Raw genomic sequence first — 12,562 nt, 5'->3', positions numbered from 1 at the left:
ACGTCTGTATGCAATGGGAAACATGAAAGAATACAGTCTCTTTTTCGCATTAGTCTGTGATTTGTTCTGCAAGTCTGGCAATACGCTTCGCCATCCCTCTGAAAATGAACAAGTGCGCCGGGATCATCAACAGCCAATAGAAAAGACCGGGCATGCCGTGCGGATGCCACCAGGCGCGTACATCAATGCGTCGGTGATCGCCTTTATCTTCCAGCGTGAAGCTCAGGCGACCCAAACCAGGCGCTTTCATCCCAAACAGCAGCGTCAGCTGTTTCTCGGGTTCAACAATGATAACTTTCCAGCTATCAACGGTATCGCCAACCTGCAACAGAGAGCGTTCTGGCCGACCTTTCGCCAGCTTATGGCCAACCAGCAGATCTAACGCCGCACGTGTTTTCCACAAAATGTTGCCAAAGAAGTAGCCTTCTTTACCCCCGAGCCGGTTCACGACCTGCCACAACGCTTTCCGGCTGGCGGAGGTTTCGACGCTAAAACCGGCCTGTTTGGCAAAATAGCCATATTCAGGACGCCAGCGGGCAAACGCCTGCGCGTCGTAACCCCAGTCGCTGGAGTTAACCAGTTTTTCTTCTTCCTTCAACGTGCTGCGCACCGCGTCATCAAAGGCAATCAGCTTTTGCGGGATCAGCGCACGTAATTCGGTATCATCGGCCAACAGGTCGTGTTTCAGGCCCTGGATCAGCGCTTTGGCAGTGGTAGGCGGCACCGACGTAATGACGTTTAAAAACCAGACTGAAATCCAGCGGGTAGGAAAGGGAATGGGGATGAGCAGGCGATGTTTACCGCTGACCGCCATAAAATGTTCGAACTGCTCCTGATAGCTCAACACCTGCGGGCCGGCGGCTTCGAGTACGCGGTTATGTTGTGTGGGATGATCCAACAGCGCCACCAGGTAATACATTAAATTCTCCAGCGCGATAGGTGTGGTATGCGAACGCACCCAGCGCGGAGGGGTGAGTACCGGCAGGTTGTAGACCATGTCGCGCATCACTTCAAAGGCAGCGGAACCTGCCCCCACGATAATACCCGCGCGCAATTCCGTCATCGGCACGCCTGATTCACGCAGAGTGTCTGCGGTTATTTGCCGCGCACGCAGATGATCGGATTGTTCATGCCGGGGAGCCTGTAATGAGCTCAGGAAAATAAGCTGTTTGACCGGTGTATTACGCAGCGCATCGCGTACGTTCATCGCCACCTGGCGTTCGTGGGCGATAAAATCACCGCCTTCCCCCATGCCATGGACCAGGTAATAAACCGTATCAACGCCGGTCAGCAACGGCGTAAGGTTATCTGGCCAGTTTAAATCGACCTTATGGCAACTGACGTTGGTCAGTTGCTGCTTTTCCAGCCGTTCAATGCGGCGTGCCGCAGCCAGCACCTGATGCCCTTGCTGGCTGAGCGCCTGTACCAGATGCTGACCAATGTAGCCACTGGCGCCAAGAACCAAAATCCGTTGCGGCACGCCCATCTCCTTAACGGGTTAAAAAAGCGCGCCAGTGGGCGACGACTTCAGCAAGTTGTTCACGCGATACGTCCAGATGCATCACCAGACGTACAATCGGCGAGGCGTTAATCAGCACGCCTTGCGCTTTCATGTATTCGCCCAGCGCGGCAGCGTGCTCTTCGCCAACGCGAACAAACAGCATGTTGGTGTCGTGGCGCATGACGTCCGCCCCTGCTTCGCGCAGCTGTTCAGCCATCCATGCCGCGTTGTCATGGTCTTCCTGCAAACGTGCGACGTTATTTTTTAGCGCATACAGTCCGGCCGCCGCCAGAATACCCGCCTGGCGCATTCCGCCACCAGCCATTTTGCGCCAGCGAATGGCGCGCTTGATATACTCGTGGCTGCCGACCAGCAGCGAGCCTACCGGCGTTCCCAGACCTTTGGAAAGACAAATGGTGAACGAGTCGCAGTATTGAGTAACGTCTTTTAACTCACAGCCATAGGCGACGATGGCGTTGAAAATACGTGCACCATCAACGTGCAGGGCAAGGTTGCGCTCACGGGTGAATTCCCAGGCCTCTTTCAGGTACTCACGTGGCAACACTTTACCGTTGTGTGTGTTTTCCAGACTGAGCAGACGGGTGCGGGCAAAATGGATATCGTCTGCTTTGATTTTTGCAGCCACTTTGTCCAGCGGCAGGGAGCCATCCGGCGCGGCATCGATGGGTTGCGGTTGGATACTCCCGAGCACCGCGGCGCCGCCAGCTTCATATAAGTAGTTATGAGCACCCTGACCGGCGATATATTCCTCGCCACGCTGGCAATGGCTGAGTAACGCAACCAGATTAGCCTGAGTGCCGGTAGGCAGGAAAATAGCCGCTTCTTTACCAGAAAGTTCTGCGGCGTATTGCTGAAGGGCGTTAACGGTAGGGTCATCTCCGTAAACGTCGTCCCCGACCGGGGCGGCCATCATCTCTTCGAGCATGGCGCGACTGGGTCGGGTGACGGTATCACTGCGTAAATCAATCATGGTATCTCCTTATTACACTTCATCCTTCAAGCTGCCTCGGCGTTGGCCTCACCCTCAAACCCCAGTCACATAGTATTCCTATGCTCCTGGGGATTTTCGGGCTTGCCGCCTTGATGCATCATGAATGATTTTGTGTGTGGTTTAATAAGGATGTTTTACCTGAGCCAGTTAGTTTTCGCCAGTTCGATCACTTCATCACCGCGTCCACTGATGATCGCGCGCAGCATATACAGGCTAAATCCCTTCGCTTGTTCGAGTTTTATTTGTGGTGGAATGGCCAGCTCTTCTTTCGCCACAACGACATCGACCAGCACCGGACCATCGATTGACATGGCGCGTTGCAAGGCCTCATCGACCTCAGAGGATTTCTCTACGCGGATGCCGGTAATACCACAGGCTTCGGCAATACGTGCGAAGTTGGTGTCGTGTAGTTCGGTGCCGTCGGTCAGATAACCCCCCGCCTTCATCTCCATCGCCACAAATCCCAGCACGCTGTTGTTGAAGACAATAATCTTCACCGGCAACTTCATTTGCACAACCGACAGAAAATCACCCATCAGCATGCTGAAGCCGCCATCGCCGCACATCGCGACGACCTGACGACCTGGTTCAGTCGCCTGCGCACCGAGCGCCTGCGGCATGGCATTGGCCATTGAGCCGTGGTTAAACGACCCTAGCAGGCGGCGTTTACCGTTCATTTTCAGATAGCGTGCGGCCCATACTGTTGGTGTGCCGACGTCACAGGTGAAGATGGCGTCGTCAGCGGCAAAGTGGCTGATTTGCTGTGCGAGATACTGCGGGTGAATGGCTTTATCACTGGGTTTGGCTAAATCATCCAGCCCTTTACGCGCTTCGCGATAGTGTTCCAGCGCTTTATCCAGGAACTGCCGCTCGGTTTTTTCTTCCACCAACGGCAGCAGGGCGCGGAGGGTGGATTTAATATCGCCTACCAGCGCCATATCAACTTTACTGTGCGCGCCAATGCTTGCGGGATTGATATCAATCTGAATAATTTTGGCATCTGTGGGGTAAAACGGGCGATAGGGGAACTGGGTGCCGAGCAAAACCAGCGTGTCGGCATTCATCATGGTATGGAAGCCGGATGAAAAGCCAATTAACCCGGTCATGCCCACGTCGTACGGGTTGTCGTACTCAACATGCTCTTTCCCGCGCAGGGCGTGCACGATCGGGGCTTTGATTTTAGCCGCAAACTCAACCAGCTCTTTATGCGCACCGGCGCAGCCGCTGCCGCACATCAGGGCGATGTTGCTGGAGTAGCGCAGCAGTTGCGCCAGTTTTCTCAGCTCTTCTTCTTCCGGGGTGACTACCGGGAGCGGCGCATGATACCAGTGCGTACTGGCGCTTTCAGGGGCGGGCTTCAGCGCCACGTCGCCGGGTAATACCACCACGGAGACGCCACGGTTGAGCACCGCTTTACGCATAGCTATAGCCAGCACCTGGGGGATCTGTTCAGGGCTGGAGACCAGCTCGCAATAGTGGCTACATTCACGGAACAACTCTTGCGGGTGGGTCTCCTGAAAATAACCACTGCCTATTTCACTGGATGGAATATGCGCGGCAATCGCCAGCACCGGGACGTGGTTGCGATGGCAATCAAACAGGCCGTTAATCAGGTGCAAGTTGCCTGGTCCACACGAGCCTGCACAGACCGCCAGTTCGCCCGTCAACTGCGCTTCAGCGCCCGCGGCGAAGGCGGCAACCTCTTCATGGCGGGTTGGCATCCAGTCAATCGTTCCCATACGATTCAGACTATCGCTGAGGCCATTCAGCGAGTCGCCGGTCACACCCCAAATACGTTTAACGCCAGCTTGTTCAAGGGTTTTAGCAATAAAAGCGGCAACCGTTTGTTTCATGGTTCTCCATCTCCTTTAATGTGATACCGGTTACAAGTTTAGATGAAGATAATAGTTATGCTTCTCATTACCCCCTTATTTTCGGCAGCTTACATTTCACGAAGATAAAGCGTAGCTTGGCAGAAGACATGGTAAAACAAGGAATGAATTCAAATGGTTACAAAACTATTAAATGCAGTTAACCGGACGCTGACGCACGAAGATTTTGGCAAGTTTTTGTTACGCCTTGCTGTCGGTGGACTGATGCTGTTTCATGGACTGCATAAACTGTTCGCGGGTATTGATGGCATCAGCGGCATGCTGATAGCGAAAGGTTTCCCGGGCTTTATTGCGTACGGCGTTCTGCTGGGAGAGGTTGTAGCGCCGTGTCTGATTATTCTAGGCATCCTGACGCGCCCGGCGGCATTAGGGCTGGCGTTTACAATGATTGTGGCGTGGCTGATGGTCGGGATGGGAGAAACCTGGTCTCTGGACAAAACCGGTGCCTGGGCGATTGAGAGTCTGGTGTACTTTTTTGTTGGCGCGATGGCGGTGGCGTGCCTGGGCGCAGGAAAATATGCTCTGGGCGGCAATTCAGCCTGGCGGTGATAAATGATCGGATGACGGTATTAATACTTCGTCCGGCCTACAATGATTGTTGTAGGCCGGATAAGTATGCCATCCGGCAATGACTCTTTACGCAAGAACCAGATCACCCTGCGGATGACAGGAACAAGCCAGAACGTAACCTTCCGCAATTTCCGCATCGGTTAGCGTCATGGTGCTGCTGACCGTGTAGTTACCATCAACCACTTTGGTTTTGCAGCAACCGCACACGCCTGCGCGACAGGCGGCAACGACCGGAACCTTATTGCTTTCCAGTGCTTCCAGTAGCGTCGTGCCAACCGGCGCATAGAACTCTTGTGCGGGTTGCAGCTTGGTGAACTTCAGGCCGCTGGTTGCCGCTTCGGCTACTGGAGTGAAGAACTGCTCTTTAAAGAAGCGTGTTACGCCAAGCGCTTTCACTTCTTTTTCGACCAGGTCCATATACGGAGCCGGGCCACAGGTCATCACGGTACGTGAGGTCAGATCCGGGACGTTCTTCAGCAGTTCGGTGGTCAGTCGGCCGGAAACAAAACCCTGAGTGGCATTGTTTTCAGCAACTAATGTCACTGGATACTCACGCCATTCATTGGCAAAGATGACATCTTCTGGCGAGCGAACGTTGAAAATCACCTGCACGTCGGCTTGTGGACGGTACTTCGCCAACCAGCGACGCATCGACATGATTGGCGTTACGCCACAGCCGGCAGCCAGCATCAGGAACTTGTCTTCTGCTTTATCTTCACAGGTAAATTCACCCATGGCATTGGACAGCCAGATGTAGTCGCCACGCTTCACGTCACGGGTTAACCACTGAGAACCTGCACCGTCGTCAATGCGGCGGATGGTCAGCGTGATGTACTCGCTTACGCCCGGCGTTGAAGAGATAGTGTAAGCACGCAGCGTATCCGCTGAGTTACGAACGCTGACCAGTGCATACTGCCCGGCACGATAGGGATAATAGTCGTGGCATAGCAACGAAATTGTCCACACATCCGGCGTTTCCTGATGGATGTGATGAACCTGCATCCGCCATGGGCACTGATGGGTTGGCATTGTCATTCTTTACTCCTTACGCGCTCAGCAGCTGCTTCATGTCTTCTTCAACGGTGGTCACGGAACGCAGACCAAATTTCTCGTTGAGCACAGCCAGCAGATCGGGTGTGAAGAAGCCAGGTGCAGTTGGGCCGGTCACGATGTTTTTCACACCCAGAGACAGCAGGGTCAGCAGGATGACAATCGCTTTCTGTTCGAACCAGGAGAGCACCAGAGACAGCGGCAGATCGTTCACGCCACAACCCAGTTTCTCAGCCAGCGTGACCGCCAGGATAATGGCAGAGTAGGCATCGTTACACTGACCGGCATCGACCAGACGCGGCAGACCTTCGATATCGCCGAATTCCAGTTTGTTGAAACGGTATTTACCACAGGCCAGAGTCAGGATCAGGCAGTCGTCTGGTACGCTGGTGGCGAAATCGGTGAAGTAGTTACGTTCACCGCGCGCGCCGTCACAACCGCCAACCAGGAAGATGTGACGTAGTTTTTCGCGGCTCACCAGATCAATCAGGGTATCAGCTGCACCCAGCAGCGTCTGACGACCGAAACCGACGGTTATCAGATGAGGAATTTCGCTGTACGGGAAGCCTGCCATCTGCTGCGCCTGAGCAATAACCGGGCCGAAGTCATCACCTTCGAGGTGGCTGACACCCGGCCAACCGACGATGCTACGGGTCCAGATGCGGTCATCATATGCGCCAACGGTTGGGTCGATGATGCAGTTAGAGGTCATGACGATTGGGCCAGGGAAACGAGCAAATTCAACCTGCTGGTTCTGCCAGCCGCTGCCGTAGTTACCGATCAGATGTTTGAACTTACGCAGTTCCGGGTAGCCATGTGCAGGCAGCATTTCACCGTGGGTATAAACGTTAACACCGGTGCCTTCAGTCTGCTCAAGCAGGTTGTACAAATCTTTCAGGTCGTGACCGGAGATCAGAATACATTTACCTTCGGTAGCTTTAACGTTGACCTGAGTCGGGGTTGGGTGACCGTATTTTGTGGTTTCACCGGCATCCAGAATGCTCATCACTTTAAAGTTCATCTGGCCGATTTCCATTGAGCACTCCAGCAGAGCATTCATATCGGAAGGCCAGGTACCCAGCCACGCCATGATTTTGTGGTACTGAGCGTAGATATCGTTGTCGTACTGGCCGAGAACGTGTGCGTGCTCCATGTAAGCTGCCGCACCTTTCAGACCGTACAGACACAGCAGACGCAGGCCGAGGATATTGTCGCCGATGGTCGCTTTGTCTTTATTCGGGGTAAATTCAGCGGCCTGACGTTGCAGGTCGCCCAGATCGTCGCTGACCAGTTGCAGGTCGGCCATCGGGTTTTCAACAGTTGCCTTAGCATCAATGTTCAGGCATTGCGCTTTCAGTGCATCGCGCATGGCGATAGCTTCACGAGCATAGCCAACAATACGCGGGGAATCGAAGTTCACGTTAGTCAGCGTGGAGAAGAATGCACGCGGCGCGAAGTTATCAACTTCATGGTCGATGATGCCGTATTCACGCGCTTTAACAGCCCATGCAGACAGACCTTGTAGGGAAGCAATCAGCAGATCCTGCAGATCGGAGGTTTCCGCTGTTTTACCGCACATACCCTGCGCGTAAGAGCAGCCGTTTCCTGCCGGAGTACGGATGGTTTGTTCACATTGCACACAAAACATGGTCACACCTTTTAAAGTTATATTTGATATACATGTTTAAGGTTATGCCTGCGCGCGAAGGGATTAAAGGGATTTCTGCTACAACTTGCAGGGAGATTGATTTAGCGCAATTTTGGCGGTAGCTGACTACCGCCAGAGAGGTATTTTTCTGTGTATCAGGCGGAGAAAAAGGCCATTAACAGTGGCACTAACAGGCTCAGAATAAAGCCGTGCACAATGGCTGCGGGAACCATCTCCAGACCGCCACTGCGTTGTAACACGGGCAGCGTGAAATCCATTGACGTCGCCCCGCAAAGACCCAATGCGGTTGAACGACTGCGGACCACCAGTCCAGGGATCAGCATAATGGCAATCAACTCACGCGCCAGGTCGTTAAAGAAGGCGGCGCTGCCAATTACTGGACCGAATGATTCGGTCAACAGAATGCCTGACAGGGAATACCAGCCAAAACCCGATGCCATCGCCAGTGCTGTTTTCAACGGCAGGCCGAGGATCAGCGCATTGATGACGCCGCCCAGCAGAGAACTGGCCACCACGACCACGGCAACAATCATACCCCGACGGTTCAGTACGATCTGCTTTAATGTCATACCGCTGTTTCGCAGTTGGATCCCGACCAGGAATAATAAAAAGATCAGCGTATATTCGCTGGCTTCGGTCGCGTGCTGCAGCATCGACAATCCGGTAAGCCCCAACAGAAAACCCAGCACCACGACGCCGCAAAGCTGTAGCGACTCAAGCGCCATTGCTATTCGGGAGGGGAGCTTCTCTTGCTGGTGGCTGTGTCGCCAGGGGAGTGAGCGCTCCAGCCACAGCAGCGCTGCGATATTACACAGCAGAATGACCGTCACACTGACGGCAGAATAATAAAGAATGGATAACAGATTACTGGCGAGATTATCCAGAAACGCCAGGCTGATCCCCATAAAAAAGAGAATAAGGTAGACGATCCAACTCAACAGCCGATTGATAAGTTTTAATGCGGCTCTGTGTCGAAGCGGAATGAGGTAACCCACAATAAGAGGTACCAGAATGATTAACAGCCCTGAGAACATGAAACCCCGATCCTTGCTGAGAAGTAAGACGAAATGCGCCTGCACACACTACTGAAAGCAAAGAGGGGAGTAAAGTTGCAAATAAAAGGAAATATAGCGAGGAAAAAAAAGCCTGACAGTTCATCAGGCCTTGTTGTTAGCGATTAATCGCGTTTTTCCAGCAGGGTGCGGTAAATAAGACCGCCGACGATCCCGCCGATAATCGGCATAACCCAGAATAACCAAAGTTGTTGTAATGCCCAACCACCCTGGAAGATAGCAACCGCAGTACTACGAGCCGGGTTTACGGATGTATTGGTGACCGGGATACTGATTAGGTGAATCAACGTTAATGCAAGACCGATGGCAATTGGCGCAAAACCTGCCGGAGCATGTTTATCGGTCGCACCGTGGATCACTAATAAGAAACCTGCGGTCAGGACGATTTCAATTACGATGGCAGAAAGCATGGAATATCCGCCAGGTGAATGCTCACCGTAACCGTTTGAGGCGAAGCCACTGGCTGCTGCATCAAAACCGGTTTTGCCGCTGGCAATAAGATAAAGTACTGCTGCTGCTACAATGCCGCCCACAACCTGAGCAATAACATAACCAATAACGTCTTTCGCCGGGAAGCGACCACCTGCCCATAAACCGAATGTCACTGCAGGGTTAAAATGGCCACCGGAAATATGACCTACGGCGAATGCCATTGTCAGTACGGTCAGACCAAACGCCAGTGCCACACCGGCAAATCCAATACCCAACTCCGGGAATGCTGCTGCCAGAACGGCGCTACCGCACCCACCAAAGACGAGCCAAAACGTACCGAAGAATTCGGCTGCTAATTTCCTGAACATAACCACCTCAATTAAAAGTTCCGGGTTCGTGTTCCTTGCCCGGTAATTCATCGCTAAAAGGGACGATGATGAAAGAGCGGGTATTTTAGAAAAAAACATCATCCCTTCGCCAGTTAAATTGATGAAAAAATTTGATTTAAGGCAATATGTTGTGATTCCTTTTTGAATATTGGATGAATGAAGCATAGTTCAATTAACAAAAAGCGATGATTGAGTTCGGAAATAATATTTAAGGGTAAACATAAGAAGAATATTCTTAACGCTTTCGATTTATCTGCGGATGATATCGGGTGTTCTGAGCGCCCGCTTACCGTTATACTCCTGATAACTTGAAGGAAAAAGTGAGCATTTCCGGAGGCTATATGATTCTCGAACGCGTTGAGATTGTTGGGTTTCGTGGTATTAATCGGCTGTCGTTGATGCTGGAGCAAAACAACGTGCTGATTGGGGAAAACGCGTGGGGTAAGTCCAGCCTGTTGGATGCGTTAACCCTGCTGTTGTCGCCAGAGTCGGATTTGTACCACTTTGGCCGCGAAGATTTCTGGTTCCCGCCGGGTGATATTCAGGGCCGGGAACATCACCTGCATATTGTCCTGACATTTCGTGAATCTCAACCGGGTCGCCATCGCGTGCGTCGATATCGCCCGTTAGAAGCGTGCTGGTCGCCGTGCCACGATAACTATCACCGTATTTTTTATCGGCTGGAAGGTGAGTGTGCTGACGACGGTAGCGTCCTGACATTACGCAGTTTTCTTGATGGCGAAGGCCACCCGTTACCCATCGACAATATTAACGATCAGGCGCGTCATCTGGTGCGCTTGATGCCAGTATTACGTTTACGTGATGCGCGTTTTATGCGGCGAATCCGTGATGGAACTGTGCCGGATTCAGCGGATGTTGAAGTGACTGCGCGTCAACTGGATTTTATGGCACGTGAGTTGGCCACCCGACCGCAGAATCTGACAGATGGGCAGATTCGCCAGGGGCTGTCGGCGATGGTTCAACTACTGGAGCACTACTTTTCAGAACAAGGTTCCGGTCAGTCCCGCTATCGTTTGATGCGCCGACGCTCCAACAACGAGCAACGCAGCTGGCGTTATCTGGATATTATCAACCGTATGATTGATAAACCCGGAGGGCGCACGCACCGTGTGATTCTGCTGGGGCTGTTTTCCACGCTGTTACAGGCCAAAGGGTCGCTAAGACTGGATAAAGACGCTCGTCCATTGCTACTGGTAGAAGATCCTGAAACGCGCTTACACCCCATTATGTTGTCTGTTGCCTGGCAACTGTTGAATCTGCTTCCCCTACAGCGGGTGACGACGACCAACTCTGGTGAACTGTTATCGCTTACGCCCGTTGAACATGTTGTCCGTCTGGTACGAGAATCTTCCCGCGTCGCGGCCTGGCGACTGGGACCGGGAGGACTCAATGCGGAAGACGGGCGGCGCATTGCCTTCCATATCCGTTTTAATCGGGCGTCTTCACTGTTTGCCCGTTGCTGGCTGTTGGTGGAGGGAGAAACAGAAACATGGGTCATTAACGAGCTGGCTCGTCAGTGTGGGCATCACTTTGATGCCGAAGGGATTAAAGTCATTGAATTTGCCCAGTCAGGGCTTAAACCCCTGGTGAAGTTTGCCCGCCGGATGGGAATTGAGTGGCATGTGCTGGTCGATGGCGATGAGGCGGGGAAAAAGTATGCGGCCACGGTACGCAGCCTGCTGAACGATGACAAAGAGGAAGAACGCGAGCATTTGACCATGTTACCTGCGCTGGATATGGAACACTTTATGTACCGCCAGGGGTTCTCGGACGTTTTTCATCGGGTGGCGCAAATACCGGAAAATGTGCCGATGAATATGCGGAAAATTATAGCGAAGGCGATCCATCGCTCGTCAAAACCGGATCTGGCGATTGAAGTGGCGATGGAAGCGGGCAGACGCGGTGTTGAAGCGGTGCCAACGTTGCTGCGGAAAATGTTTTCCCGCGTGCTGTGGTTAGCACGCGGGCGAGCGGATTAGCAGCGGAACATGACTGATAACTGCGAGTGGATACTGTCTAGTAACTGATAGCGGCGGCGATATTCCGCGCGCTTCTTACTGGCAATATCTGCTTCGCTTTTACGCGCCAGCGTACGCGGAATATGATAGTAGCCGTTGCTGTCACATTCGCCGCCAACTGACTCCCAAAATGAATTGTAGTCAGAAAGAATAACCTTGTTTTTATCATGGTAACGCTGGCTGCGAAAAATATGCTGGTCATTGCTGACGGCCAGTACTTGTTCAATATTCAATTGTTCTGCAAAACGACAAATAGCTTCCATTACAATACGTTTAGGAAACAAACCATGGCATGATTTTGTCGCTTTTTGAATTTCTTCGTGCGGCATTAATCGGTTACCCCCCTGCAAACCGCCAATAAAAAGCGCGCTACGCCCTTCATAGTTGCACAGGGTGAAGGTCATTTCTGCTAATGTCTCGCCCTCACTATTACGGACAAGAATGGTACTTTCACCTTCTTTATCCAGGGCAATAAATGATGACATTATAATGGTGTATATTGCGCTGTCTTTGCCTTCAATTTGTGCCAGTTGTAACCCATCGGCACTTAAATAATCATTAAATTCTGTCGATGAAAAAGCGTTACGAATAATATTGTAATGAAAACGCACAGCATCGAGTTTTGTTTTACGGTCAAGGTTTACTGCGAGATACGCGCGATGCAGGCGAACCGGTATACGGGGTTGGATCGCGAGAATTTTTTCGAGATCCGGCCATTGCGCCAGCTCAGCCATCCATTCACGTGTTAATCGTGGCATCAGCAATGAGCGCCATACAAACTTACGGCGAAAGCTTCGTTGATGCCAAAATTTACCTGGTCGCCATTGTCCGGTTGTCAGACGACAAAAAAGACTAAAACTTGTGGCGGGTCTGGAAGAATGAAAAGTGCTTTCTGTTAGCTGGCTCATAATAACAATCCAATAGATACTCTGATA

The 12,562-nt window shown here is 52.3% G+C and carries 10 protein-coding genes; 2 read left to right on the top strand and 8 right to left on the bottom strand.

The annotated features are described in order from the left end of the window. Positions 1-49: 49 nt before the first annotated feature. From IB196_RS14140 to poxB, 3 genes are all read right to left on the bottom strand, one after another. A complete protein-coding gene (locus tag IB196_RS14140) occupies positions 50-1,480 on the bottom strand; it encodes an SDR family oxidoreductase (RefSeq protein ID WP_188232515.1) in 1,431 nt (476 codons plus the stop codon). A gap of 10 nt (positions 1,481-1,490) precedes the next feature. Next, complete coding sequence (gene ltaE / locus IB196_RS14135) at positions 1,491-2,492, bottom strand: low-specificity L-threonine aldolase (RefSeq protein WP_040231858.1); 1,002 nt, start codon at positions 2,490-2,492, stop codon at positions 1,491-1,493. A gap of 155 nt (positions 2,493-2,647) precedes the next feature. After that, positions 2,648-4,366, bottom strand: coding sequence for a ubiquinone-dependent pyruvate dehydrogenase (gene poxB, locus IB196_RS14130; protein ID WP_005122077.1), 1,719 nt, complete (start codon positions 4,364-4,366; stop codon positions 2,648-2,650). A 153-nt stretch (positions 4,367-4,519) separates the two neighbouring features. Here poxB and IB196_RS14125 point away from each other — a divergent pair, with 153 nt between their 5' ends. Beyond that, the gene (locus IB196_RS14125) at positions 4,520-4,954 is read left to right on the top strand and encodes a DoxX family protein (protein ID WP_155020890.1); all 435 of its coding nucleotides are present in this window, start codon (positions 4,520-4,522) and stop codon (positions 4,952-4,954) included. Between the two features lie 87 nt (positions 4,955-5,041). On the opposite strand, the gene hcr is transcribed toward IB196_RS14125, so the two are convergent. The 4 genes from hcr to aqpZ form a co-directional block, all read right to left on the bottom strand. Beyond that, a complete protein-coding gene (gene hcr / locus IB196_RS14120; RefSeq protein WP_005122079.1) occupies positions 5,042-6,010 on the bottom strand; it encodes an NADH oxidoreductase in 969 nt (322 codons plus the stop codon). Between the two features lie 10 nt (positions 6,011-6,020). After that, positions 6,021-7,673: a hydroxylamine reductase gene (gene hcp / locus IB196_RS14115; protein WP_005122080.1), complete on the bottom strand. Its 1,653-nt coding sequence runs from the start codon at positions 7,671-7,673 to the stop codon at positions 6,021-6,023. Positions 7,674-7,828: 155 nt separating this feature from the next. Next, positions 7,829-8,728, bottom strand: a complete 900-nt coding sequence (locus IB196_RS14110; protein WP_005122081.1) for a lysine exporter LysO family protein — start codon at positions 8,726-8,728, stop codon at positions 7,829-7,831. A gap of 143 nt (positions 8,729-8,871) precedes the next feature. Continuing rightward, positions 8,872-9,567 (bottom strand): aquaporin Z, encoded by a 696-nt coding sequence (gene aqpZ, locus IB196_RS14105; protein ID WP_005122082.1) that lies wholly within the window; start codon positions 9,565-9,567, stop codon positions 8,872-8,874. A 362-nt stretch (positions 9,568-9,929) separates the two neighbouring features. On the opposite strand from aqpZ, the gene IB196_RS14100 reads away from it, so the two are divergent. After that, positions 9,930-11,588, top strand: coding sequence for an ATP-dependent endonuclease (locus IB196_RS14100; protein WP_005122083.1), 1,659 nt, complete (start codon positions 9,930-9,932; stop codon positions 11,586-11,588). Here the strand turns inward: IB196_RS14100 and IB196_RS14095 are convergent. Next, the gene (locus tag IB196_RS14095; protein ID WP_040231861.1) at positions 11,585-12,535 is read right to left on the bottom strand and encodes a VirK/YbjX family protein; all 951 of its coding nucleotides are present in this window, start codon (positions 12,533-12,535) and stop codon (positions 11,585-11,587) included. The two genes, IB196_RS14100 and IB196_RS14095, sit on opposite strands and share 4 nt — an antisense overlap. Between the last annotated feature and the right edge of the window lie 27 nt (positions 12,536-12,562).

This window comes from Citrobacter sp. C6_1 (assembly GCF_014596835.2).
Lineage (GTDB): Bacteria > Pseudomonadota > Gammaproteobacteria > Enterobacterales > Enterobacteriaceae > Citrobacter > Citrobacter pasteurii.
This window is presented reverse-complemented; position numbering and strand designations above follow the sequence as displayed.

Excerpts from the sequence above, each read along its gene's own strand:
- poxB (WP_005122077.1), bottom strand. The coding sequence starts at position 4,366 with ATGAAACAAACGGTTGCCGCTTTTATTGCTAAAACCCTTGAACAAGCT.
- hcr (WP_005122079.1), bottom strand. The coding sequence starts at position 6,010 with ATGACAATGCCAACCCATCAGTGCCCATGGCGGATGCAGGTTCATCAC.
- aqpZ (WP_005122082.1), bottom strand. The coding sequence starts at position 9,567 with ATGTTCAGGAAATTAGCAGCCGAATTCTTCGGTACGTTTTGGCTCGTC.
- IB196_RS14110 (WP_005122081.1), bottom strand. The coding sequence starts at position 8,728 with ATGTTCTCAGGGCTGTTAATCATTCTGGTACCTCTTATTGTGGGTTAC.
- hcp (WP_005122080.1), bottom strand. The coding sequence starts at position 7,673 with ATGTTTTGTGTGCAATGTGAACAAACCATCCGTACTCCGGCAGGAAAC.
- IB196_RS14095 (WP_040231861.1), bottom strand. The coding sequence starts at position 12,535 with ATGAGCCAGCTAACAGAAAGCACTTTTCATTCTTCCAGACCCGCCACA.
- IB196_RS14100 (WP_005122083.1), top strand. The coding sequence starts at position 9,930 with ATGATTCTCGAACGCGTTGAGATTGTTGGGTTTCGTGGTATTAATCGG.
- IB196_RS14125 (WP_155020890.1), top strand. The coding sequence starts at position 4,520 with ATGGTTACAAAACTATTAAATGCAGTTAACCGGACGCTGACGCACGAA.
- ltaE (WP_040231858.1), bottom strand. The coding sequence starts at position 2,492 with ATGATTGATTTACGCAGTGATACCGTCACCCGACCCAGTCGCGCCATG.